The organism is Arcobacter sp. F2176, assembly GCF_004116465.1.
Lineage (GTDB): Bacteria > Campylobacterota > Campylobacteria > Campylobacterales > Arcobacteraceae > Arcobacter > Arcobacter siniprincipis.
This window is the reverse complement of record NZ_PDJV01000012.1, coordinates 55,534-80,628: the sequence shown is the minus strand read 5'-3', so window position 1 is coordinate 80,628 and position 25,095 is coordinate 55,534. Positions and strand designations below refer to the sequence as shown.

The following is a 25,095-nucleotide window of genomic DNA, read 5'->3' as shown; positions in this document are numbered from 1 at the left end:
TAAATATTAAATCATATAAAATAAGAATTAACCGATTTAATAAAAGTGGCAGAGAGCAAGGGCTTCGACCCCTCGGAGCCGTTAACCCCGCCGGTTTTCAAACCCGGTCCATTCGCCAAACTCTGGCAACTCTCTAACATTAATATAATAGTGGTGAGAATGGTCGGAATCGAACCGACACTCCGAAACCGGAATGGGATTTTAAGTCCCACGCGTCTACCTATTCCGCCACACTCGCACTATTTGGTAGATTAAAAGAAGTGTTATTTCTTAAAATGGAGTGGAATTATATTTAAAAAATTATTCTTTGTCAATAGTTTTTAATTTTATTTTCCAAAATTTTTGATATAATCATCCAATATACAAATATTAAGGATTTTTATGAGAAGTGATGAAGTAAAAAAAGGTTATGACAGAGCACCTCATCGATCATTATTTAGAGCTACAGGACTAAAGGATGATGATTTTGGTAAGCCATTTATTGGAGTTGCAAACTCTTTCATTGAAATTATTCCAGGGCATTTTTTTCTAAATAAAGTTGCAGAAATAATAAAAGAAGAGATAAGAGCAAATGGTTGTGTTCCATTTGAGTTTAATACTATTGGTGTAGATGATGGAATTGCTATGGGGCATGATGGTATGTTGTTTTCACTACCTTCAAGAGAATTAATAGCAAACTCTATTGAAACAGTTATGAATGCACACAAATTAGATGCAATGATTGCAATACCGAATTGTGATAAAATCGTACCAGGTATGATTATGGGAGCTATTAGAGTTGATGTTCCTACTGTTTTTGTAAGTGGTGGTCCAATGGCTAAAGGTCATACAAAAGATGGTGTTCCTATTGACTTAGCAACTGCTTTTGAAGCTGTTGGTAAATTTGAAAAAGGTGATATAACAGAAGAAGAACTTACCGATATTGAGTGTAATGCCTGTCCAAGTGGTGGATCATGTTCTGGTATGTTTACAGCAAATTCTATGAATACACTTATGGAAGCTATGGGAATCGCACTTCCGGGTAATGGAACAATCTTAGCTTTAACTCCTGAGAGAGAAGAGCTTTACAGAAAAGCAGCAAGAAGAGTATGTGAAATTGCCAAAGATAATGAATCAAGAGAAAAATTCAAATTATCAAATATCTTAAATGAAAATGCAGTTAGAAATGCCTTTGCTGTTGATATGGCTATGGGTGGAAGTTCAAATACTGTTTTACATATGTTAGCTATCGCAAAAGAAGCTGGTGTTAATTTTGAACTTAGTGATATAAATGCTATTTCAAAAAGAGTTTCTCACATAGCTAAAATCTCTCCATCATTATCTACTGTTCACATGGAAGATATAAACAAAGCTGGTGGAGTTAATGCTGTTATGAAAGAGATGACAAAAAGAGGTGATGATATTTTATTAGATAACTTAACTGTTTCTGGTGAAACTTTATATGAAAAAATATCTGATGCTTATATAAAAGATACAAATATTATCCATACTATCGATAATCCATACTCTAAAGTTGGTGGATTAGCTATTTTATATGGTAACTTAGCCCAACAAGGTGCTGTTATAAAAACTGCTGGTATTACAGGGGCAAGAGCACTTACAGGAAAAGCTGTTTGTTTTGATGGTCAACCAGAAGCCATAGCTGGTATTTTAGGTGGAAAAGTAAAAGCTGGTGATGTTGTAGTTATCAGATACGAAGGTCCTAAAGGTGGTCCAGGTATGCAAGAGATGCTTGCCCCTACAAGTCTAATCATGGGAATGGGGCTTGGAGATAAAGTTGCCCTTATTACTGATGGAAGATTTAGTGGAGCTACAAGAGGTGCAAGTATTGGACATGTATCTCCAGAAGCTGCTGAAGGTGGAATGATTGGATTACTAAAAGATGGAGATGAAATTCATATTGATGTTGACAAATACATTTTAGAAGTACATTTAAGTGATGAAGAAATCGCTAAAAGAAAAGCAGAATTTACACCGCTTAAAAAACCACTAAAATCAAAATGGTTAGGTCAATACAGAGCACTTGTAACAAATGCAAGTAGTGGTGCAGTTTTAAAAACTGACCTTTAATAAATCTTGGGGTAAACCCATGATTTATTAACAAATATTAATCAATCTATTAATTTTTCATTTACGCAAAGCAAATAAAATTTCATTATAAATAAATTTGAAAAGGATTCACATGAAAATAAAAAATGTTTTAATTTTTAATCAAAAATTATTAATCATTTCATCCTTACTTGCTGTAAATATGTTTGCAAAGAGTATTGATTTTGATATGGCAGCCAAAAATCCACAAAGAGTATCTCCTAGTAATATGAGTCAAATTTTATCATTTAATGATTCCATTAAAAACTCTATGCTTTCAGTGGTAAATATTTCTACAAAAACACACATGACTAGTCAAGATGGAAATGTTCCAATGGAGATGTTTAATGATCCTTTGTTTAGAAGGTTTTTTGGGGATCAATTTGGAAACCAATTTAAGCAAAACAAAATCCAAAGAGCCCTTGGTTCTGGTGTAATTGTTTCAAAAGATGGTTATATAATTACAAATAATCATGTTGTAGAAAATGCAGATGAAATAACAGTAACCTTATCAGGTGATACTACAGAATATACTGCAAAAGTAATAGGTAAAGATGCTGATTCCGATTTAGCAGTTATTAAAATCAATGCAACAAATCTTTCTCCAATAAAAGTAGCCAATGCAGATGATTTAAAAGTTGGAGATGTTATTTTTGCTATTGGAAATCCTTTTGGTATAGGAGAAACAGTAACTCAAGGAATTATCTCAGCACTAAATAAAAATAGAGTTGGAATAAATAGATATGAGAACTTCATTCAAACTGATGCATCTATAAATCCTGGAAATTCTGGTGGTGCTTTAGTTGATAGTAGAGGTGCGCTTATAGGAATCAATAGTGCTATTATCACAAGAAGTGGTGGCAATAATGGTATTGGTTTTGCCATTCCTATTAACATGGTAAAAGAAGTAGCTACAAAACTTGTAGAAGAAGGAAAAGTAACAAGGGGTTATTTAGGAGTTGTTATTAATGACTTAACAAAAGAGTCAGCAAAAGTATATAATCACAAAAGTGGAGCACTTATCTTAGAAGTTGGCAGAGATACACCAGCTGCTAAATATGGTCTAAAAAGAGGTGATTTAATTTATGCAATAAATAATAAACCTATCAAAGATAGAGCTGCATTACAAAATACTATTGCTTCTTTTAAACCAAATGCTAAAATTATACTTCAACTTGAAAGAGATAAAAAAGATGTAGTTATAAATGCCCAATTAGGTAATAGAGATGGCTTAATTATTAGTGAATCAGTCAATGGAACTATTTTAGGTGGCTTACAACTAAGTGATTTAGATACAAATATCATAGATAGATTTAGACTTCCTAGAAATATAACAGGTGTTTTAGTTACAAATGTGAAACCAAAATCTGATGCAGAAAAAGTTGGTTTTCAAGCTGGTGATGTTATTATACAAATTGAAGATATTACAATTAATAGATTTTCAGATGTACAAGAAGCATTAAGAAAATACAATAACAAATATAAAAGAGTTTATGTAAATAGACAAGGACAAACTATTTTATTAGTTATTAAATAAAGGACCTACCATAATTAAAGTACTAATGATAGAAGATGATTTAGAATTAGCTGAAATCATCACAAACTATTTGAAATCTTTTGACATCGAAGTTACAAATACAGATAGCCCATATACTGGGCTATCTATGATTAAGACTGATTCTAGTTACAAACTTCTTATACTAGATTTGACTCTTCCAGAAATTGATGGATTAGAACTTATCCCAAAAATTAGAACAACATCAAATATACCAATTATTATATCAAGTGCTAGGGATGATATTTTAGATAAAGTTATGGGTTTAGAAAGAGGTGCAGATGATTATTTGCCAAAGCCTTATAATCCAAGAGAATTACAAGCTAGAATAAAAGCTATTTTAAAAAGATTAGATATAGAACCAGTTAAAGAAACTCAAAGCTCTATTTTCGAACTAAACTTAGAAAATATGAAAATATTTTTCAAAAATACACTTTTGGATTTGACTATGGCAGAATTTGATATATTAAAACTTCTTATTCAAAGAAAAGGTGGAGTAGTAGCAAGGGAAGATTTTATCTATGATAGCTTGCATATTGAAGATGATAGTAGTTTGAAAAATATTGATGTTATGATATCAAGAATAAGAAATAAAATTGCCTTAGTAGATAATTCAGCCACTTATATTAAATCTGTAAGAGGAATAGGATACCAATTATCTATATGAAAAATATATCTATAACTGCATTTATAAATACTATCTTTGTATTAGCACTTGCTGCTATTACAACAACATTTTTATTTTTTGTAAAATTAGATAAAGAAAAATCTAACCAAGAGAGACAACAAAGATACAGCATAATTGCAAATAGTGTATTAAATAGCTTTGAACTTCTGCCAAAAGAAGATCAACTTAGGAAGCTTTATTTACAATTTGAAGTAAAACCTATAGAAGATAGAACAAAAAGACTAGATATTATAAATCATGCAAGAGAGCTTATGTTTCAGGAGTCTTCTTTAGGAAGAGTAAGAATATATGAATACTACAATAAGTATTATATCTATGTTCAAAAAATGAGTTACAATGTTCTTCTATTAGATTTAAAGTCAAAGCCATATAATAGAAGTATTGCCTTAGTTATATACATATTTGCTGTTGTCATTTTTTTATCTCTTTATTTTGCCATACGAAAAAAATTCATTCCTCTTAGAACACTAGACAAACAAATACAAAAATTCTCAAGTGGTGACAAAAACATAAAACTTGACTTCCCAAATAACGATGAAATAGGCAAAATTGCAAAAAGTTTTAACGATGCAATAAGAAATATAAATAACCTAACAGACTCTAAAAATCTTTTTATGCGAAATATGATGCATGAACTTAAAACTCCTATTACAAAAGCTATGTTTATAGTGGAATCACTTGAAGATGATAAAAATAAAGAAGTTTTAGGAAGAGCATTTGAAAGAATGAATAATATTATAAAAGAGTTAGCAACAGTTGAAAAACTCTCTTCAAATATGTCAGTTATTTATAGAGAAAATACAACATTTTTTGAAATATATAAAAAGGCTATGAATATACTTCTTATTGATGCAAGTACAATAAGTACCAAAATGAGTAATTTTCACTTAAAAGTTGATATTGCTCTATTTTCAATTATAATAAAAAATCTAATAGACAATGCTATTAAATTTTCTCCAAATCACCATGCAACATTGATAGCCACACAAAAATACATAGAAGTTATCTCTAGTGGTGAAAAATTAAAATATGATTTAAATTATTATACAGAACCATTTTCCCAAGAAGAAAAGAGAAAAGATGGTTTTGGATTAGGTTTATACATAGTAAAAACTACCATAGAACTGCATGGTTTTAAGTTTAAATATGCTTATGAGAATGGTAAAAATCATTTTATTATTGATATGAGTAAATAAAATTATTTACTCATTTATCATTTTATCTTCGACTCTAAACATTGTAAGATAAGGTAACCTTCCTGGTAACTTTATTTTGTTTGTATTTCCACTATGAACTGAATCCAATTCTTTACCAGTTTCAGTTGTTATCTTTTTAAAGTTAATGTAATATAGTCCATCTTTTAAATATATTTTTCCTATCTCGTTATCAACTTCTTCAATTTTTGTATTTAATGGAGTAAAAATCTCTATATCTTCGTTTGGATAAGTTTTATATTTACAATAAAAATGTTCCTCATCTTCAGTTACAAGTCCACTTACTTCATAGGTTCCTTTACTTAAAGCATACTCATGATTTTGTGAATCAGCTCTTTCAAATGGTCTGTGAATCAAATAAGCATCAGTAAAACCTCTATTTTTTGTAGTTGCTAATTCTCTTTGGTATTTCTCTGCTTCAAAATGATTTGAATAAAAATCATCAATAGCCATTCTATACGTATATGCTGTAACTGCTGCATAATATGGTGACTTAGTTCTTCCTTCTATTTTTATAGAATCAACTGCTCCACTTTTTAGTATCTCATCTACATGACTAGCTAAGTTCATATCTTTTGCATTGAAAATATAAGTTCCAACTCCTGGTTCTTCTTCAAGTCTAAACATTGTCCCATGATCTTCATTTGCAGCATATAAAGTATACTCAAATCTACAGTCATTTGCACAACTTCCTCTATTAGGCACTCTTCCCATTTGAACAGCACTTACTAAACATCTTCCACTATAGGCAAAACACATAGAACCATGAACAAAAATTTCTATTTCCATATCAGGTAGGTGTTTTTTTATCTCAGTAACATCTTTTAAGCTTATTTCCCTAGCTGCTATTATTCTTCTTACACCCATGTCATAATATACTTGAGCATCTAGATAATTCATAACATTTGCTTGTGTTGAAAGATGAATTGGGATATGAGGTGCAATCTCACGGCAAAGTCTTACAACTCCTGGAGCTGCTACTATGAAGGCATCAGGTTCTACTTCTGCCATTTGAATTATATGTTTTTTCAAAAGTTCAATTTGAGAGTTAAAAGGGAATCCATTTATCGTTGCATAAACTTTTTTGCCCATTGAATGAGCATAATCAATTCCCTCTTTAAAACTTTCAAAAGTAAATTCTTTTCCTGATCTAATTCTTAAACTAAAGTGGCTAACCCCTCCATAAACAGCATCTGCTCCATAAGCAATTGCTATTTTTAACTTTTCTAAATTTCCAGCGGGACTTAATAACTCCACTTTATTATTCATCAATTTTTCCTTGTAATAAACACTATTTATATATTTTTGCGATTATAACTAAAATAAAATATTAAAAAGATGAGAAAAAAATATTAAAGTTTTCCCTTCATTTGAGGTAATTATTTTTTACTTAGAATCCACTAAATTTTTTGCAAACTCATATGCTTCTTTTGTAATATTTTCTCCACTTATCATTCTAGAGATTTCTTCTATTTTACCTTTGCCATCAAGTATTTTTACACTTGAAACACCATTTTGTTTATCTACGAAAAAGTGTTGATTAGCAGCTGCTGTTAATTGTGGTTGGTGAGATATTGCAAATATTTGGTATGATTTTGACAACTCTTTTAAAACCGTTGCAATAGCATCACTTTCTTTTCCACTTAGGTTTGCATCAATCTCATCTAAAAATAAAATCCCATTGTTTAAAATCTCAAATTTACTAATAGAAGTTAAAAGTGCAAGTCTTAGTCTATTGAACTCTCCTGAACTAATTGTTTCTAAATTAACACCATTTAAATCCAAAACAACTTCATCTTTTCCTAAAGCATCAATTGCTTTATCTTTTAAGTATATTTTTGCATTTGAAAGATATAAATATTTCAAATAATGATTAACTTTTTCTTCTAAAACTTTAGCACTACTTTTTCTATAAACACTTAAAGTAGAAGCTAATTCTTCCACTTTTATAGTCAATACTTTTACTTTTTTTTCTAGAATTGTTTTTTCAAAAGAGATATTATCATAAGAGTCCAATTCTGCTTGTTTTTGTTCTTTATATTCTATTGCTTCTTTTATAGAGCCAAATCTTTTTTGCAAAGAAGAAAGTTTTTCAATTCTATCTAAAACAGATTCTATATCTAACTCTTCTAACTCAGATAAAGAATCACTAAAATTCTCAAATATATTTTCTAATTCATTAATTGCTTCATCAAAAAATGAGCTATCTTTATCCATAGTATCTAAGGCTTTTGAAACGCTTGTTCTGAATTCAAAGATACCTTTTGCCATCAAAATAGCTTCTTCAATTTTGTCTTTTTTAGCTAGTCTTTTTTTTATCTCGTTTAGTTCTTCATATTCATCAACTTTGGGATTTATTGATTCAATCTTTTCTATTTCATATTTTGCAAACTCTTTTAACTCTTCTAGCTTTGACTCATCATCATTTATCTTTTTTAGTTGTGAAGATATAGTTGAAAGTTCAGAAAAACTCTCTTTATACTCTTTTAATACAGATTCAAAGTTAGTATCATTGGAAGCACTTAATCTGTCCAAAAATCTAACTAATCTAATACTATCGAAGTCACTATTATCTTTTAAATGAAGATGTTTTACTAAATTATTTGCAAATAGTGTAAGAGATTTTTTTGATATACTTTGAGAGTTTAAAAAATATCTTACTTTGTCTTTTTTTAACTCTTTTATTATTATCTCATCATCTTCTTCTATTCCAAACTCTTCATAAGAAATCCCAGAATCACCAATAGTTGTTTCACTTAAATCTGCTTTTGCCTCTTTTATTCCAAATAAAGCCAAAAAGGCATCCATCAAAATCGACTTTCCAGCACCAGAAGGTCCTGTAAAAACTATCAAACCCTTTTCAAACTCCAAATCAACTTTTTGAAATGAAAGGTAATTTTCTAAATAAAATCTACTAATCATATCTGTTTAATTTCCCCATCTTAATTTTTCATTTAATACTTCAAAATAGTTTCGCTCACATCTGTGAATCAATCTTGCTTTATTAGCTGAAATTTCTATTTTGATACTTTCACCTTCATTTACTTCATAAATATCTTGTCCATCTATTATTACTAAGGCGCCTTGCTTATCTGTAATTGTAAATTCAATTTTAAAATCAGCTGGTAATACCAATGGTCTTTGAGTCAAGCTATGAGGAGCAACAGGAGTTACAATAAAAGCTTCTGTTAATGGATAAACAATAGGTCCTCCAACAGATAAATTATAAGCAGTAGAACCAGTAGGAGTAGATATAATTACACCATCTCCATAATATGAATTGAAAGGCTTACCATCAATTTTTGCAGATAAGCTTATCATTGAAGATACTGATTTTCTTGTAATTACTATATCATTAAAAGCAACAAAACTCTGTTCATTTGCACATCCTTTAATCATCATACGATGATCAATTCTATACTTATGTTCAAACATCAAAGATAAAAAACTTTCTACTTCACTAAATCTAATATCAGTCAAAAAACCTAGAGTTCCTAAATGAACTCCTAAAACTGGAATATCAAATTTAAAACTTCTTCTAACTACAGATATAAGAGTTCCATCACCACCAATAGATACCAAAAAATCACAGATTTGGCATAAATTTTCAAGTTCAATTCCACCTTCATTGATCATAAGTGCACTTTGTTTTTCTAATATAACTTCTATATTAGCTTTCAAAAAGTGATTTTTAATTACTTCGTAATCTTTTTTTATTTCAGGTGAATTGGGCTTTAAAATAAAGCCTGCTTTTTTGATTTGATTTAGTTTTTCATTACTTGTAGTTATTTTCATGCTTGGATTATATCAAAATTATCTTTCATCTAAAGCATCATCTTTATTTTTAAAAATAAAAGCAAAAAAAAACCCTAGCTCAAAATAAGCTAGGGTTTTAAATTCAAAAGAGGAAATGCTAATTAACCATTTCTCTTTTTAATAATTTCTTCAGAAACATTTTTTGGAACTTCTTGATATGAATCAAAAATCATAGAGTATGTTGCTCTACCTTGAGACATAGATCTTAAGTCTGTAGAGTATCCAAACATTTCAGATAATGGAATCATTGCAACAACAAGTTTTACACCAGCTCTATCATCCATAGATTGAACTTGTCCTCTTCTTTTATTACAATCCCCAATAACATCTCCCATATAATCCTCAGGAGTTTCAATTTCAACTTTCATAATTGGTTCTAAGATAATAGCTTGTGCAGCTGCAGTTCTACAACCTTGTTTGAAACCCATTGAAGCAGCTAATTTAAATGCTAATTCAGATGAATCCACATCATGGAAAGAACCATCATAAAGTGTTACTTGAATATCAACCATTGGGTAACCAGCTAGGATACCACCTTGCATTGTTTCAACACAACCTTTTTCAACAGCTGGGATATATTCTTTAGGAATAGCTCCACCTTTAATCTCATTTTTGAATACAAAGTTTTCTTCACCACCAGCTGGAAGAGGAGTAATAGTCAAGTAAACATGACCATATTGACCTTTACCACCAGATTGTTTTGCATATTTGTATTCTGATTGAACTTCATTTTTAATAGTTTCTCTATAAGCAACTTGTGGAGCACCAACTTCAGCTTCAACTTTAAATTCTCTTTTCATTCTATCAACAAGAATTTCAAGGTGTAATTCACCCATTCCTGAAATAATAGTTTGACCAGATTCTTCATCAGTATTTACTCTAAATGATGGATCTTCTTCAGCAAGTTTACCTAATGCAATACCCATTTTTTCTTGGTCAGCTTTAGTTTTTGGCTCAACTGCAACAGAAATAACTGGTTCTGGGAATTCCATTCTTTCTAAGATAACTGGATCTTTTTCACTAGCTAATGTATCACCTGTAATTGTTGATTTAAGCCCAACAACTGCACCGATTTCACCTGCATATAATTGAGAACATTCTTCTCTATTATTTGCATGCATTTTAAGTAATCTTCCGATTCTTTCTTTTTTCATTTTTGTAGAGTTCATTACATATGTTCCAGATTCTAAAACACCTCTATAAACTCTTGCAAATGTTAATTGTCCAACAAATGGGTCAGTCATAATTTTAAATGCTAATGCTGCAACTTCACCTTCATCAGTAGAAGGAACGATAACAGCTTCACCATCTTGAGTTTCACCTCTAATATCAGCAACTTCTGTTGGAGCTGGTAAATACATAGCAACAGCGTCAAGTAAAGTTTGAACACCTTTGTTTTTAAATGCAGTACCACAAGTCATAGGAGTAATAGTCATATTTAAACAACCAGCTTTGATACCTTTTGTGATCTCTTCTTGAGTTAATTCTTCACCTTCAAGGTATTTTTCCATTAACTCTTCGATTTGTTCAGCAGCAGCTTCAACCATTCTTTCTCTATACTCTTCTGCTTGTTCTAATAAATTAGCAGGAATCTCTTCTACATGGTAGTGAGAACCCATAGCTGCATCTTCATCCCAAACGATAGCTTTCATTTGAATTAAATCAATAATCCCTTTGAAATCTTCTTCAGCACCTATTGGTAACTGAATAGGAATCGCATTTGATTTTAGTCTTTCATTAACTTGTTTTTCAACCATAAAGAAATCAGCACCAGTTCTATCCATTTTATTAACGAATATCATTCTTGGTACTTTATATTTATTTGCTTGTCTCCAAACAGTTTCAGATTGTGGTTGTACCCCACCAACTGAACAGAATACTGCTACAGCACCATCAAGAACTCTCATAGATCTCTCAACTTCAATTGTAAAGTCAACGTGACCTGGAGTATCAATAATGTTTATTTGTAAGTCTTCATTTGTAATTGGGTGTTTCCAGTGACAAGTTGTAGCTGCAGAAGTAATTGTAATACCTCTTTCTTGCTCTTGTTCCATCCAGTCCATTGTAGCAGCACCTTCATGTACTTCTCCAATTTTGTGCGATACACCTGTGTAAAATAAAATTCTTTCAGTAGTCGTAGTTTTCCCTGCATCAATATGAGCAGCGATACCAATATTTCTAACTCTGTTAAGTGGTGTTGTTCTAGCCATTTATAATTCCTACCATCTATAATGTGCAAATGCTTTATTAGCTTCTGCCATTCTATGCATGTCTTCTTTTTTCTTGAAAGCAGCGCCTCTGTCGTTAGCAGCTTCGAATAATTCGTTAGCTAATCTCTCAACCATAGTTCTTTCATTTCTTTTTCTTGAAGCATCTACAAGCCATCTTAATGCTAAAGTTTGTCTTCTTACAGCTCTAACTTCAACAGGAACTTGATATGTAGCTCCACCAACTCTTCTAGATTTTACTTCTAAAAGTGGTTTAACATTTTCAATTGCTTTTTCAAACAGTTCAATACCAGCTTCTTCACCTCTAGCATCTAAGTTTGCAATTGCACCATACATAATTTTTTCAGCAGCAGATTTTTTACCATCTAACATTACTGTGTTAACAAATTTTGTGATCACTTTACTATTGTAGATAGGATCTGCTAATATTTCTCTTACTGGAGCTTTTCTTCTTCTCATCTTATTATCCTTCTACTTATTTCTTAGCCGCTTTAGGCTTCTTAGTACCGTATTTAGATCTTGCAACAGTTCTGTTTGCAACACCAGCAGTATCTAAAGCACCTCTAACGATGTGATATTTAACCCCAGGTAAATCCTTAACTCTTCCCCCTCTAACTAAAACGATAGAGTGTTCTTGTAAGTTGTGACCTTCACCACCGATATATGAAATAACTTCATATCCTGTTGTTAATCTAACTTTTGCAACTTTTCTTAAAGCCGAGTTAGGTTTTTTTGGAGTTGTAGTATATACTCTTGTACATACTCCTCTTCTTTGTGGACATTTTTCAAGTGCTGGAGATTTTGATTTTTCAACCACTCTCTTTCGCTCTTTTCTAATCAATTGATTAATAGTAGGCATTTTTTCCCTTTGTTTAAATTGGTTTGAATAATTATAGCATTACCCAGGCTTCTCGATTGACTTGATATATACACCTGTATAATCAAAACGATACTACCATTTTAGAGAAACTGTAGTTGTTTTCTAAAAAAGTTAGGGATTATACTTAAAATAAAATTAAATTAGGCTTAGTAAGTATATGTAGATATCTGTTATATTTATTTTGAGATTTCATTTTATTTATAAAATAAGGCTATTAAATAGCCTTATTTTAAGATTTTCTAAATTTCTTTTTATTCACATTCGCAATTATGTTCTCCGCAATAGTAGAGGTATTTGTAGCAATTTGGTGAGCATGACTTGCAACATTTGCATTTTCTTGAGTTCTTGAGTCAAGACTTGCAACTGCATCATTGATTTGTTCTATTCCTTGTTTTTGTTCAGTTGAAGCAACTTCAACATGAGATATTAGTTGTGTAGTTTTATTAATATTATCATTTAATTCTGCATATCCACTTATCATCTCATCAGCATTTTTCTTACCTGTATTTGCTTTTATTGTGGCATTTTCTACTAGACTTTTTATCTCTTTAGCAGCTTCTGCACTTCTTGATGCTAGATTTCTAACTTCAGCTGCAACTACTGCGAAACCTTTTCCTGCTTCTCCTGCTGTTGCTGCTTCTACTGCTGCATTTAGTGATAAAATATTTGTTTGGAAAGCAATTTGATCAATTACTGTAATTGCTTCTGCAATTGCACTTGTTTGTTCATTTATCTCATTCATTGATTCAACTGTAAGTTTTGCTAAAGCTTGTCCTGAACTAATTGATTTTAGTAAATTATTTGAATAAACTGCCATTTGTGAAATATTTTGAGTATTTTCAACAATAGTTGAAGTAATCTCTTCAATTGAAGCAGAAGTCTCTTCTAACGATGCTGCTGTATCTGTTGATGACTTGTTAAGTGTATTAACATTTTCTAAAAGTTGTTTTGCATTATTTTCTAAAGTTAATCCTAATTGGTAATTTTCTTGCAACATTCCATTTATAATATCACATAATCCATTTAGACCTTTTGCAACTTCACCCGTAGCATTATCTATGTTTTTCTCAAAATCAAGTTTTGAGTAGTTTTTAAGTGCAGCTAAAATTGTATTGATATTATTATTTACATTTTTAGCATTTGCTTTTATCATATCATTTAGAATATCTTTTAATTCATTTAATGATTCTTTTGAAGAGGTTTTTTCTACTTGAACATCTAAATTTCCATTTTTGATTTTAGTAACTACTTCTTTTACATTTTCAATTAGCAATCTGTCTTTATCAATCCCCTCTTTTACAAAGACTATTTCTTCATCAATTTTTCTTGCCATATTTCCAAATTCATCATTTGTATGAATATTTAGTGGTTCAACTGTATTTTTTGTACCTTTTAAATATTCAAAGAAATCATTTAATCCTGATTCAAGAGTATTTATAGGATTTAATAGTTTTTTTAGTAAGAAATATAAAAGTAATAAAATTATTATTAATAATCCCACATAAATAGCTATTTGTTCTACAATATGTCTATTTATTTCCTTATATACACCCTCTTTACCTAATTCAACAACCAAATACCAAGAAGGAATAGAAACTTTACTATAAGCTACAAGTTTTTTAACTCCATTTTCAGTAGCTTCTGCAAACTTATTATCTTCATCTGTTCTAATGCCTTTAAATAAAAGACTATCTTTTTTTAATAGTTCTTTATTTTTATGAATTATTACTTTTCCATCACTTGATAAAAGATAAGCAAATCCATCTTCACCTAATTTCAAATTTAATATTTCTTCTACTATTGTATCTAAAAAGATAGTTGCCCCAATAGCTCCGATAAACTTCCCATCTTTTTTATAAGGTGAGAAAACAGTAATTATTAGTCTCTTTGTATTATTATCAACAAAAGGTTCTGTTACACCTGAAGCTTGTGTTTCAATGGCTTTTTTATACCAAGGTCTAGTTCTTGCATCATAATTATTATCTTTAATAGTTTTTACAATACCATTAAATCTAATTAAATCACCACTATCTTCCAATCCCAAATACATGGCTGCAAAATCCCCTGCCTTAGTACCTAGCACAAGTTGATTTAATAGAACTTTGTTATCTATTGTAAGATTTTGGTTCTCTATCATATCTGCAACAGAATTTACAACAGTTATTTTTGATTGTAAATAATCATTAATAAACTTAGCTGTTTGTTTAGCTAAAGCTGATTCATCTTTTTTTACCAGTGAAGATTCAGTTTGATACTTACTTGAAGCATCCTTGTATCCAAGTATAAGAAATGAGCAAGAAATACTTATAAATAACAATACAAGAAGTTTTGATTTTATACTAGAAATATTCATTTTTTTTCCTTCGGAAATATATTTTGCAATAATTATACCTTAGTAATGTGTCATTACTGTGATAAATTTATACATGTATTATCTTTGATAAAAGACTAAGCCATAAAACACTAAAATTCCAAAAATTTAAAATAAAGATACTTTTTATGACAAAACAATTATTACCCCTAGCTTTAGGTGGTCTTGCTATTGGTACTACTGAATTTGCTATTATGGGATTATTACCAGATGTTGCAAATGACTTAAATATTAGTATTCCAGTTGCTGGGCATTTAATCTCTACTTATGCCCTAGGAGTAGTTATTGGAGCGCCAATATTAGTCGCTCTAAGTGCAAAGTTTCCAGCTAAAAACATCCTAATAGCTTTTATGGTTCTATTTACATTTTTCAACTTTTTATCTGCTATCGCACCTAATTATTCTACGCTTTTGGTATCTAGATTTTTTAGTGGCTTACCCCATGGTGCTTTTTTTGGTGTGGGAACAGTGGTTGCAGCAAAACTTGCCCAAAAGGGTAAGTCAGCACAAGCAATTGCTGTAATGTTTACAGGACTTACTATTGCAAATGTTGCCATGGTTCCACTTACCACATATCTAGGTCATACCTATAGTTGGAGATTTGCTTTTGCTATAGTTTCACTAATTGGATTAATAACAATCTTCTCTTTATATAAAAATCTTCCAAAACAAAAAGAGATAAAAACTATCACATTAAAAGATGAATTACAATTTTTTAAGACTATCAAAGCTTGGCACATATTAGCTATCGTAGCAACTGGATTTGGTGGATTGTTTGCATGGATTAGTTATATTGCTCCATTATTAATAAATGTTACAAATTTCGAAGAAAGTAGTGTCTCGTACATGATGATTGTGGCAGGTCTAGGAATGTTAGTTGGAAATATAGTTGGTGGATATTTAGCAGATAAAAGAAACCCTATAAAAGTAGCAATTTTTCTTTTATCTATGATGGTTTTATGTTTAGTATTAGTATTTTTCCTATCAGAATATAAGTTTGCAACTGTCGTACTTACATTTTTATGTGGTGCCTTTGCTATGTCAATTGGGGCACCTATTAATATCATCATGTTAGATAGCGCAAAACACTCTGCAATGCTTGGAGCTGCATTTTTACAAGCTGCTTTTAATGTGGCTAATTCTTTAGGTGCATTTTTAGGTGGTATTCCTTTGTTTATGGGATTAAATTACAATTACCCAGCCCTAAGTGGTGCATTTATGGCTTTATTAGGAGTTGGACTATGTTTATATTTCCTAAAAAAATATAAATTTGAAGAATAAGTTAACATGACAATACTTGGACATAAAATTGTAGGCAATGGTAAAAAGAATATCTTAGTCTTACATGAACTCATGGGAGATCACACAAACTTTGATCCAATACTACCTTATATAGATACTACAAACTTCACATACATATTTGTAGACCATAGAGGCTATGGCTTATCAAAAGATATCTTAGGAGAATATACTTGCGAAGAAGCAGCAAATGATGTAAAAAACCTCATCACGAAACTAAATTTAAAAGAAGTAACTCTTCTAGCCCACTCTATGTCTACAATGATAGCTCAAAAAGTAGCCCTAATAGATGATAGAGTAAAACAACTAATTCTAATCACTCCAATTTCAGCTGCTGGTATAAAGATGAAACCCCAAGCCCAAGCAAAACTAATAGATAGTATGAAAAAAAATGAAAACTTCATTGAATATGTAGTTGAAAGTGCAAGTAGTAGATACAATCAACCATGGAAAGAGTATAGAATCAAAATGGGATATGAAGCTTCAACTTTAGAAGCTAGAACTGGCTATATGACTATGTATCTTACAACTGATTTTATAAATGAAGTAAAAGATATAAAGATACCAATAAAAATAATGGTAGGTCATCATGACTTACCTGCTTTTCATAAAAACAATGTGAAAAAACAGTTTGAAGAGTATTATAATGATTTTGAGATAATAGAGTGTATGGAAGCAGGACACTATCCAATGATAGAGTGTCCTGTGTACTTTGTAACAGAGATTGAGAATAAGATATTATCTAATTAATTAAACCAGCATTAAGTAGATGTTTTTGAATTATTTTATGAAGGGTATCATTAATAAATGGATGAAATGTATTAATATCTTTCTTCATAAATAAACTTTCTTTTTCAGCAATATATTCTTTATATAAATATTGTGTTTTATCTAATTCAATAAAATACAAAGAATTTAATTTTTTATCACCTACTTTACTTATACTCAAATATAAATTTAAATACAAATATTCTGTCGCTTTATCATCCATTATATTATTATATTTATAAAAAGTAAGGCCACCTGGATATCTTTTATTTTCCCAAAAATTCCTGATATAAATAAGATAATCTAACTTTTCTTTTTTTGCAATATCAAAAAGGGTAGGTACTCCTTTTCCAAATCCATCTTCATGTAAAATTATATCTTCACTTCTTTTTAATATATTTATTGATTTATATTTATTTTCAGTTTTTAACTTATCAAAAATAAATTTCTCAAGATTTTGATTAACATTCCAATCAGCAATACTTTTATGCCTTTCAATAAGATGAAAACCATTATATTCCCTTATAAGAATAGTATTCCTGACCTCTGATAATATTCCTATTCTTTTATTCTCTAGAACTTGCATCTCTTTTTTAGGAATTTGTCTTTGACAACCAGTTAATGAAATTAGAATAATGCAACATACCCATAATATAATATTATTTTTCATTTTTTTCACACTCCATTCCATTTTTTAAAAATGATTCAAATGTAGGGAATAAAATCATATTTATATCTCGTGAAATAATTTTATTTCCATTTTTTTCTTTAAAGATATAAATTATATTTAAATAATCTACATTTAAATAAAATAACTTTAACTTTACATATCTAGGGTTATAGTAATCTTCCCTTACTATATATCTTTTAGCGGAAAAAATAGAATCATCTTTTGGTTCAAAACATTCTTTTAAACTTTGCTCCACTTTATTTGAATATTTCTCAAACTCTTTATTATTTTTATCTTGATAACTTACATTTAATTGTCTCGACAAACAACCACTTAAAATAAATGCAACTAAAATACTAAAAAATAAGATTTTAATCATTCTCATTAGTTATCCTTAAATTATATATAAATTTAATTATATATAATTATTACTTAATAAATAACTTATTATCATTTGATTAAAATATAACTAAATTAAAAAAATTATTGTATTTAATACTACTTAATAAAAAATTATTTTTTAGTATATTTGATTATTTGTCCATTAAAAGGCTCATCCAAATAATCTGAAGTATTCAGAGGTTCACTTTGACTATGAACATAACCTAATAAAACCATCATCTTAGAAAACTTTGCATGATTTCCTCTACCTGGATCTACAATTATAATTTCACAAGACTCATTTGTATGCTCATTTAAAAACCTACTTAAATCCTCTAAGTGGAACTGTTCATATAAAATATCACTTGCTATGATTAAATCAAATTTTCCTAAAGTATCATCAGCATTTGCCCAATTTGCACACTCGAAGGGGATTGTTTTTCCATGATTTATTCTTGTATTTTCTATCAAGAACTTTTGAACTTCTGGGTTAAAATCTGTTGTTGTTATATTTGCATTTCTGTGATTTAATACTAAACTTGAAAGAGCTATTCCGCACCCTACTTCTAGGATTCTTTTATCTTTGATATTATAATTATTCATTAAAGTTGCTAGGATTTTAGATGAAGGCCAAATCACTCCAAATAAGGACCAGTTGGCAGAGGATATTCCTGTAGTAAGATTTAAATCACACTCTTCGTCATATTGTTGTGTATCTTTTAAAGTTCGGACATGTATGTCCATATTACCAAACTCAATTGTTTGATATGTGTATCGCAGTTTTGGCATAAGAACCTTTCAAGGTTCAGTATACTCTTTATTTAGAGTATCTGAACTAAAAAAGTTTTATGCTTCTAAAATGGCTTTTAGGCTCTTTACTGTGAAGAGTTTTACTCCATCACTTTTCAAGGCTTTCACTTCATTTGTGAAACCACTTTTTGAAAATAGTAAAACATAATCAGGGACTATCTCTAACTTTTCACAAAGTTCTTTTAGTCTTGTAAGTTCTGTTTTTTTCATCTTACTATTTGTATATTTACAAGAACCGACAATTATCTTTCCTGTTTCAGTTTCTGCGACAAGATTTATCTCATCTTTTTCATCCCAATATCTTCCAATCTCTTCTATTGCATCATCTTTAAAAAGTTCTTTTACATACTCATGACTTAATTGCTCAAAGATTAGTTGCATAAATTCTGCATTGTAGTTGTTAAATCGCTCAAAAAACTCTTTATATTCAGTTCTTGCGATTCCCCTATAAAGTGGAGATACAAAGGCAAACCAAAATCTTAAAAATGGAGCATTGAATAATAACTTATCAGCCACATCATTATCTTCAAATTTATTTGTTAGATGGTCAATAGAAGTTTCAGTATAAATAACTTCTAACTCTTCTAGGTCGTGTAAAGCTTTTATTCCTTCGTCATATTCTACATCTGCTCTTTTAAATGCACTATTAATTCTTCTATCACCTAAAGCAATACCAGTTAGAACTTTATAGTATGGCAAAGAGTTTTTTGTCAGTTTTGAAATATACTCTTGTAAGTCATAATATTCATCTAAAATATGTCGCTCTATTAGTTTACCAAGTGGTTTAGTAGTATCGATTTTTATATCAAGTCCACCAAATATGGCAAAATAATTTAGTGCAGTTTCCATATCTTTTGGATTGTTTTGTTTACAGAAATATTGAAATTGCTCCAATATTGTTTTAGTATTAAGTATTATAATAAAGCCTTTAATTGTTTTTGGGATTATAACATAAATCAGATATAATAACTTTATGAATATTAAATTTGCTACTTTCAATCTATTTCAATTTACAGCTCCTCCTTTTTCTTGGTACTTCAAAAAAGACAGATTTACAAAAGAACAATGGGAAAGAAAAGTAACTTGGATAAAAGATCAAATCAAACTTTTAGATGCTGATATTATCGGTTTTCAAGAAGTATTTTCAATAGAAGAGTTAAAAGAACTCTGTAAAGAGTTAGGTTATGAACACTTTTTAAGTGTGGATAAGCCAAAGACAAATACAAAAAATCCAACTATATATAAAACTACAGTTTTAGCCCTTGCTTCTAGGTTTCCAATTATCTCAAACAAAAATGTTAGATATGATGTACCTAGTATAAGAAAACACAACTTTAAAGATAAATTTGCCTTTTCAAGAGTTCCAATAAAAGCCATAATAGAACTCCCAAACAAAACAAAAATAGCTGTTTATGTAAATCATCTCAAATCAAATAGACTTAATGAGTTTGAATATATCTTTAAAGAAGGTACTCCATTAAAAGAGAAAATTGAAAAGACAAAAATCGCCTTAGAGAATGATTTTTCAAGTGTTTTAAAACAAAGACTAATAGAAGCATCTTCCCTTTATATGGAAATCAAAGAGTCAAAAATACCTACAATATTTTTATGTGATTTAAATGACAAAGAATTTTCTATGACGATTGATGCATTATGCAACAAAGCTTATCATGAAGAATCTCAAGATGATAAATACATACTTTTTGATGCTTATTATCACCATGAAGAAGAGATTTATAATCCACATCCTGAACAAAAAAGCATAGAAAGGACACCCACAAGTTATCATTTCGCAGATGGCAATGTCATAGATTATATTTTTGTATCAAATGACTTAAAAGACAAGATTATCTCTTACAAAGTATTTGATGAGCACCTAAAAAGAAATCAAAATGGTTCACTTGAAGAGAGTGATCATGCTCAAGTTGTATGTGAGATAGATATTGATTAAATTTTTTGTAAAAAGGCATTTAAAGAACTTGCAAACTTTTGTACATCTTTTTTATTAAAAGGTGGTGGTCCTTTTGTCATCTCTCCTGCATCTCTTATACTTTGCATCAAGTTTCTTATGGCTAAATATTGTTTGATATTATCATCTGTATAGGTTTCACCTCTATGATCAATAGCATGGGCTTCTTTTTCTATTACTCTAGAAGCTAAGGGAATATCAGCTGTTATAACCAAATCATCTTTTGAAACCTCATAAACAATTTTATTATCAGCTTCATCTGCTCCCAAATCCACGATGATATATTTCACATATTTTGATTTTCCTATATCTATTTTTTTATTTGCAAAAACTAAAGTCTCTAAGCCTTTTTTTTCAATGGCTCTTAAAACTATAGGTTTTAACATATTAGGAAAAGCATCTCCATCTATAAAAAGTTTCATTATAAGATTTCTTGCACTCTTCCCACTTGACCATCTTGTAGTCTTACTTTTATACCATGGGGATGAGTAGGAGAATTTGTTAAGATATTTTTAACTATCCCTTGAGTTAGATTTCCACTTCTTTGATCTTGTTTTAAAACTATATTTACCTTTGCTCCAATTTTTACATCAAAACGTTTTTTACCATCTGCCATTTTTTTCCTTTTATTTATTTTGTAGTATATCAAAATCTTATAAAACTATTTATTTATATATTTCAGGCTATTATTCTAAAGATATCTATAAAAGAGAGATTTAAATGGAAATATTTGTATTAAAAGCTATTACAGTTATTGCTTTAGTTTTAAGTCTGACAGTAATTGCTGAAAAAGTTAGTCCAAAACTCTCTGGCCTACTTTCAGGGCTTCCTCTTGGTAGTTCTATTACCTTAATATTTTTTGCTATAGAGTATGGGGTAAATTATGTAAAAGAGACTGCTTTGTATAATATACATGGTCTTTTTGCAGCCTTGGCTTTTTCTATTGGTTATTATATTAGTACCTTTTATACTGGAAAATTTGAAGTAATTTTGAGTTTAGTTATCTCTTTTATTTCATATTTAATAATTGCCTTTATCTTATCTTTTATTCCACCACATATAATTTTCACTCCACTAATTATCTTTACACTTTTAATTATTAGTGCTATATATTTTTCAAAAAAAGAAGATCATAAAATCGTAAAGATATCAAAAGTCTCAATCTATGATTTAGTAATAAGAAGTATACTTACATTAATCATTTTCTTAATAATCTCAAATTTACCTAAATATGTTCCAGCAAGTATTGCAGGTATCTTTTCATCATTCCCAACTATTCTTTTACCTTTGCTTTTAATAATACATTTCAATCATAGTAATTTACAAGCTAGAACCATCATAAAAAACACCCCATTTGGACTTACTAGTATTATTGTTTATTCTTATGTAGTATATTTAACATATCCAACTATTGGAGTTGTGGAGGGTACGATACTTGGTTTTTGTAGTTCTGCTCTACTTATATTTATTCAAACAAAGGTATTTAGATTTTTTAAACTTATTTAGGCTTATTTAAATTTGGGAATAAAATACATAACAGTTTCGTATATACCTTCCATATAATGTCTTAGATAAATATCATAGTCACTTTCTATATCTAAGACTAACTGGGGAACTTTATACCAATCTTGTGCTTTATGATATATACAAATTGCAAGTATGGGTTTGTATTTTTTTATTGTATTTTTTGCCCCAATTATTGTATCTTGCTCTGCACCTTCGATATCTAATTTTATATAATCAACTTTTTGGCTTATTAGATTATCTATACTGTTTATATTTGTAGCTTGATAATCATGGGCACAATTATTTTGTAACTCTTCTTTTATCTGGTTTACTATTTTTTCACTTCCAAGTCCACAATTTATAAACTCTATATTATCAATATTTCCAAAATCTCTTTTTGCTATATTTATGTGTAAAGCATTTGGTTCTACACAATATATTTTTTCAAAGTCTGGATAGTTTTTAATAATCTCTTTTAAAGTATCTCCCACATATCCACCACCATCTACAAATCTTATATTTTTAATCTTTGGGATTATCTCTTTATCAAAATATTGGCTTTCGTGGTCGTTTCTAAAACCTTGCATAAAAGTTAAGTCATAAGATATTTTAAAATTAATTATCTTTTCAAATATTTCTTTTGATTTATCATCAGCTAAAAGATTATAAGTATTTTCATACTCAAGCTTGTTATTTATAAAGTCATCTTTAAAATCATCTATAAAATCAGGACTAGCTAATTGTAAATCACTATATTTGCAAAGAGCGAGATAATTTATATTTTTAAAACCCATTTTATCAAGGCCATTTTTTACTTCGAGGGGACTTCCACTTGATGTTGATAATATCAAAGCATCTTTTGGAACATCTTCTATTTTGAGAACTGTTTTTTTTCGAGAACTTTGAACTCTTGTAAAGTCATCAATTATTCCAGCTACTTCTATATGTTTTAATACTGATTTTGTAAGTTTATTTATACCTAAAATATATTTTTTAGTAGTTTTAGAAGAGATAAAGAGTTCAACTAACTCTTTATCTTTTTGATTTATGTAATCAAGTCCAATTAGATTGATGATTTATCCTTTTTTATTTGAAGGATTATATCATCATATTATTTTAGTAAATCTTTGTTAGCACTCTCATGACCTAAATATTCATGTGCCAAATAAGAACTTCTAGCATATGGAGTTGAGTGTACAAATTCAAATCCTAAATCCATAGCAAGTTCTTTATATCTTGCAAATTGCTCAGGTTTTACATACTCAATAACTTTTGCATAATCTCCACTTGGCGCTAAATATTGCCCAATACTTAAAAACTTACAGCCAACAGCAACTAGGTCTTTAAATACTTGTACCATCTCTTCTTCAGTCTCTCCAAGTCCAACCATAAGAGCTGATTTAGTTTTGATTTTATCGCCACCAAGTTCTTTTAATCTTTTTAATACTTGAAGTGATCTTTCATATGAAGCATTTTTTCTGATTTTATAAAATCGAGGAACCGTTTCAATATTATGTCCAATAATAACAGCCCCAGAATCAATAACAGTTTGAAGTGATTCTTCTCGTGCTTTAAAATCAGGGATTAGAATTTCCACTTGAGTTCCGGGACATTTTTCTAAAATATCTTTTGTCACCCTATAAAATTGTTGTGCTCCACCATCTTTTAAATCATCTCTAGCAGGACTTGTAATTACTACAAATTTAAGTCCAAGGTGTTTTACAGAAGTAGTAACTTTTTGTATCTCACTTAAATCAACTTCAGTTGGAAGTCCAGTTTTTACATTACAGTATGAACATCTTCTTGTACAAATATCTCCCAAAATAAGAAATGTTGCATTTTTCTTTGCAAAACACTCACTTATATTTGGACATTTTGCCTCTTGGCATATTGTATGTAATCCACCCACATCTTTTAAAAGATTTTCCATCTCTATTTGTGCACTTGGTGTTAATTTTTTTCTTAACCATTCTGGTTTTTTGAAATTTACTTTTTTCTCAGCAAATTCCATATTACTTGGCATAGTCATATTTATCCTTTAATAACTCTTTTTTTTTCTTTTTTTCTTTCTCATTTAATTGTGAATTTATCAATTCTACTTTAAAACTTTCATTAAAAGATTCTATCAATAAATTCTTTGCTTCTTCATATGTTAAATTTATATTTAAATCTTCTAAGCTGATTCCAAATCTTTCATCAATACTGTTTTCATTTTCTAAATTTGTGTTACTTTTTTTCACACTGTATAAAGGAATTGAACCGTGTTGAAATATTACTTTTTTTGTTCTTCTTTGTGCATTTCCACCAATTTTTTGTCTATTTACCAAAATATCATAAGCTTCATAACCCACTTGACAAAACTCATTTTTAGATAGATTTACACCCTCATCATCCTTAGCAAAACTCGTTTTTAGACCCAATTTTTTGTAAAAATTTAGCAAAAAATAACAAATCAGCTCATATGATTGTTTAATATTGTAACTTTTTAGCATAGGTGTTGGTATGACTAGTGAGTATGATAAATCATGACCATGAAATAGTACTCCACCACCAGTAACTCGCTTAGCATAATTACCATTATACTCATCACAAAATGAATAAGAAGAAAAGTCCTGTGAAACCCCTATAGTAAATGATTTACTCCAATGATAAACTCTTAAAATAGCTTTATCATTTTCTTCAAAAGATGATATTAATGCATCATCTGTTGCCATATTTACCCTAGCAGAATTTTCACCATCTTTTATAACTCTAAACGAGCTTTTTTCTTCAATCATAGAAACCTTTTCTAAGCAAAAAATAATTATTTTTATCTTAAACTTAAATTTTAATTAATATTTTACATATTTTTAA

24 protein-coding genes and 2 tRNA genes are annotated in these 25,095 nt (G+C 29.5%); 8 read left to right on the top strand and 18 right to left on the bottom strand.

Annotation, left to right across the window (positions count from 1 at the left end; all coding sequences use genetic code 11):
- Positions 1-46: 46 nt before the first annotated feature.
- Both CRU95_RS11765 and CRU95_RS11760 read right to left on the bottom strand, forming a co-directional pair.
- Positions 47-135: transfer RNA gene (locus CRU95_RS11765), tRNA-Ser, on the bottom strand.
- A gap of 16 nt (positions 136-151) precedes the next feature.
- A tRNA-Leu gene (locus CRU95_RS11760) sits at positions 152-238 on the bottom strand.
- A gap of 143 nt (positions 239-381) precedes the next feature.
- On the opposite strand from CRU95_RS11760, the gene ilvD reads away from it, so the two are divergent.
- The 4 genes from ilvD (at position 382) to CRU95_RS11740 (ending at position 5,527) form a co-directional block, all read left to right on the top strand.
- Positions 382-2,070, top strand: a complete 1,689-nt coding sequence (gene ilvD, locus CRU95_RS11755) for a dihydroxy-acid dehydratase (RefSeq protein WP_129101310.1) — start codon at positions 382-384, stop codon at positions 2,068-2,070.
- 112 nt (positions 2,071-2,182) lie between these two features.
- Positions 2,183-3,625, top strand: a complete 1,443-nt coding sequence (locus tag CRU95_RS11750; protein WP_129101309.1) for a Do family serine endopeptidase — start codon at positions 2,183-2,185, stop codon at positions 3,623-3,625.
- A gap of 10 nt (positions 3,626-3,635) precedes the next feature.
- Positions 3,636-4,310 (top strand): response regulator transcription factor, encoded by a 675-nt coding sequence (locus CRU95_RS11745; protein WP_258238702.1) that lies wholly within the window; start codon positions 3,636-3,638, stop codon positions 4,308-4,310.
- On the top strand, positions 4,307-5,527 hold the full coding sequence (locus CRU95_RS11740) for an ArsS family sensor histidine kinase (RefSeq protein WP_129101307.1): 1,221 nt from the start codon (positions 4,307-4,309) through the stop codon (positions 5,525-5,527). The genes CRU95_RS11745 and CRU95_RS11740 overlap by 4 nt, the downstream gene beginning before the upstream one ends.
- A 6-nt stretch (positions 5,528-5,533) precedes the next feature.
- Here the strand turns inward: CRU95_RS11740 and CRU95_RS11735 are convergent, their stop codons facing one another.
- The 7 genes from CRU95_RS11735 to CRU95_RS11705 all read right to left on the bottom strand — a co-directional run bounded on the left by CRU95_RS11735 (position 5,534) and on the right by CRU95_RS11705 (position 14,822).
- A complete protein-coding gene (locus tag CRU95_RS11735; protein ID WP_375153688.1) occupies positions 5,534-6,814 on the bottom strand; it encodes a peptidase U32 family protein in 1,281 nt (426 codons plus the stop codon).
- A gap of 117 nt (positions 6,815-6,931) precedes the next feature.
- Complete coding sequence (locus CRU95_RS11730; RefSeq protein WP_129101305.1) at positions 6,932-8,467, bottom strand: AAA family ATPase; 1,536 nt, start codon at positions 8,465-8,467, stop codon at positions 6,932-6,934.
- A 6-nt stretch (positions 8,468-8,473) separates the two neighbouring features.
- On the bottom strand, positions 8,474-9,340 hold the full coding sequence (locus tag CRU95_RS11725) for an NAD(+)/NADH kinase (protein WP_129101304.1): 867 nt from the start codon (positions 9,338-9,340) through the stop codon (positions 8,474-8,476).
- A 122-nt stretch (positions 9,341-9,462) separates the two neighbouring features.
- Positions 9,463-11,571, bottom strand: coding sequence for an elongation factor G (gene fusA / locus CRU95_RS11720; protein WP_129101303.1), 2,109 nt, complete (start codon positions 11,569-11,571; stop codon positions 9,463-9,465).
- Between the two features lie 9 nt (positions 11,572-11,580).
- On the bottom strand, positions 11,581-12,048 hold the full coding sequence (gene rpsG, locus CRU95_RS11715; RefSeq protein ID WP_013136381.1) for a 30S ribosomal protein S7: 468 nt from the start codon (positions 12,046-12,048) through the stop codon (positions 11,581-11,583).
- Between the two features lie 16 nt (positions 12,049-12,064).
- Positions 12,065-12,448 carry a 30S ribosomal protein S12 gene (gene rpsL / locus CRU95_RS11710; protein ID WP_013136382.1) on the bottom strand — a complete coding sequence of 128 codons (384 nt, stop codon included), beginning with the start codon at positions 12,446-12,448 and terminating at the stop codon, positions 12,065-12,067.
- Between the two features lie 250 nt (positions 12,449-12,698).
- The gene (locus CRU95_RS11705; RefSeq protein WP_129101302.1) at positions 12,699-14,822 is read right to left on the bottom strand and encodes a methyl-accepting chemotaxis protein; all 2,124 of its coding nucleotides are present in this window, start codon (positions 14,820-14,822) and stop codon (positions 12,699-12,701) included.
- 146 nt (positions 14,823-14,968) lie between these two features.
- Between CRU95_RS11705 and CRU95_RS11700 the strand changes: the two genes are divergently transcribed.
- Positions 14,969-16,120 carry an MFS transporter gene (locus tag CRU95_RS11700; RefSeq protein WP_129101301.1) on the top strand — a complete coding sequence of 384 codons (1,152 nt, stop codon included), beginning with the start codon at positions 14,969-14,971 and terminating at the stop codon, positions 16,118-16,120.
- Between the two features lie 6 nt (positions 16,121-16,126).
- Positions 16,127-16,888, top strand: coding sequence for an alpha/beta fold hydrolase (locus CRU95_RS11695; RefSeq protein ID WP_129101300.1), 762 nt, complete (start codon positions 16,127-16,129; stop codon positions 16,886-16,888).
- Here CRU95_RS11695 and CRU95_RS11690 read toward each other — a convergent pair.
- The 4 genes from CRU95_RS11690 to CRU95_RS11675 all read right to left on the bottom strand — a co-directional run bounded on the left by CRU95_RS11690 (position 16,881) and on the right by CRU95_RS11675 (position 19,616).
- A complete protein-coding gene (locus tag CRU95_RS11690) occupies positions 16,881-17,576 on the bottom strand; it encodes a hypothetical protein (RefSeq protein ID WP_129101299.1) in 696 nt (231 codons plus the stop codon). The two genes, CRU95_RS11695 and CRU95_RS11690, sit on opposite strands and share 8 nt — an antisense overlap.
- Positions 17,566-17,961: a hypothetical protein gene (locus tag CRU95_RS11685; RefSeq protein ID WP_129101298.1), complete on the bottom strand. Its 396-nt coding sequence runs from the start codon at positions 17,959-17,961 to the stop codon at positions 17,566-17,568. Before CRU95_RS11685 ends, CRU95_RS11690 begins: the two co-directional genes overlap by 11 nt.
- 128 nt (positions 17,962-18,089) lie before the next feature.
- Positions 18,090-18,746: a methyltransferase gene (locus tag CRU95_RS11680; protein WP_129101297.1), complete on the bottom strand. Its 657-nt coding sequence runs from the start codon at positions 18,744-18,746 to the stop codon at positions 18,090-18,092.
- A gap of 57 nt (positions 18,747-18,803) precedes the next feature.
- Positions 18,804-19,616 (bottom strand): DUF234 domain-containing protein, encoded by an 813-nt coding sequence (locus CRU95_RS11675; RefSeq protein ID WP_129101296.1) that lies wholly within the window; start codon positions 19,614-19,616, stop codon positions 18,804-18,806.
- A gap of 124 nt (positions 19,617-19,740) precedes the next feature.
- On the opposite strand from CRU95_RS11675, the gene CRU95_RS11670 reads away from it, so the two are divergent.
- Positions 19,741-20,718, top strand: a complete 978-nt coding sequence (locus CRU95_RS11670; protein WP_129101295.1) for an endonuclease/exonuclease/phosphatase family protein — start codon at positions 19,741-19,743, stop codon at positions 20,716-20,718.
- Here the strand turns inward: CRU95_RS11670 and CRU95_RS11665 are convergent.
- Together CRU95_RS11665 and CRU95_RS11660 are read right to left on the bottom strand one after the other, a co-directional pair.
- Positions 20,715-21,158: a YaiI/YqxD family protein gene (locus CRU95_RS11665; protein WP_258238700.1), complete on the bottom strand. Its 444-nt coding sequence runs from the start codon at positions 21,156-21,158 to the stop codon at positions 20,715-20,717. The genes CRU95_RS11670 and CRU95_RS11665 overlap by 4 nt on opposite strands.
- Positions 21,158-21,352: a YwbE family protein gene (locus tag CRU95_RS11660; protein ID WP_129101293.1), complete on the bottom strand. Its 195-nt coding sequence runs from the start codon at positions 21,350-21,352 to the stop codon at positions 21,158-21,160. The genes CRU95_RS11665 and CRU95_RS11660 overlap by 1 nt, the downstream gene beginning before the upstream one ends.
- Before the next feature lie 104 nt (positions 21,353-21,456).
- On the opposite strand from CRU95_RS11660, the gene CRU95_RS11655 reads away from it, so the two are divergent.
- Positions 21,457-22,242 (top strand): hypothetical protein, encoded by a 786-nt coding sequence (locus tag CRU95_RS11655; protein ID WP_129101292.1) that lies wholly within the window; start codon positions 21,457-21,459, stop codon positions 22,240-22,242.
- Between the two features lie 2 nt (positions 22,243-22,244).
- Here CRU95_RS11655 and CRU95_RS11650 read toward each other — a convergent pair whose 3' ends face one another.
- From CRU95_RS11650 to CRU95_RS11640, 3 genes are all read right to left on the bottom strand, one after another.
- Positions 22,245-23,093, bottom strand: a complete 849-nt coding sequence (locus CRU95_RS11650; RefSeq protein WP_258238699.1) for an FkbM family methyltransferase — start codon at positions 23,091-23,093, stop codon at positions 22,245-22,247.
- A 260-nt stretch (positions 23,094-23,353) separates the two neighbouring features.
- Positions 23,354-24,271, bottom strand: coding sequence for a lipoyl synthase (gene lipA / locus CRU95_RS11645; protein ID WP_258238698.1), 918 nt, complete (start codon positions 24,269-24,271; stop codon positions 23,354-23,356).
- Positions 24,255-25,019 (bottom strand): lipoate--protein ligase family protein, encoded by a 765-nt coding sequence (locus CRU95_RS11640; protein WP_129101290.1) that lies wholly within the window; start codon positions 25,017-25,019, stop codon positions 24,255-24,257. The genes lipA and CRU95_RS11640 overlap by 17 nt, the downstream gene beginning before the upstream one ends.
- Between the last annotated feature and the right edge of the window lie 76 nt (positions 25,020-25,095).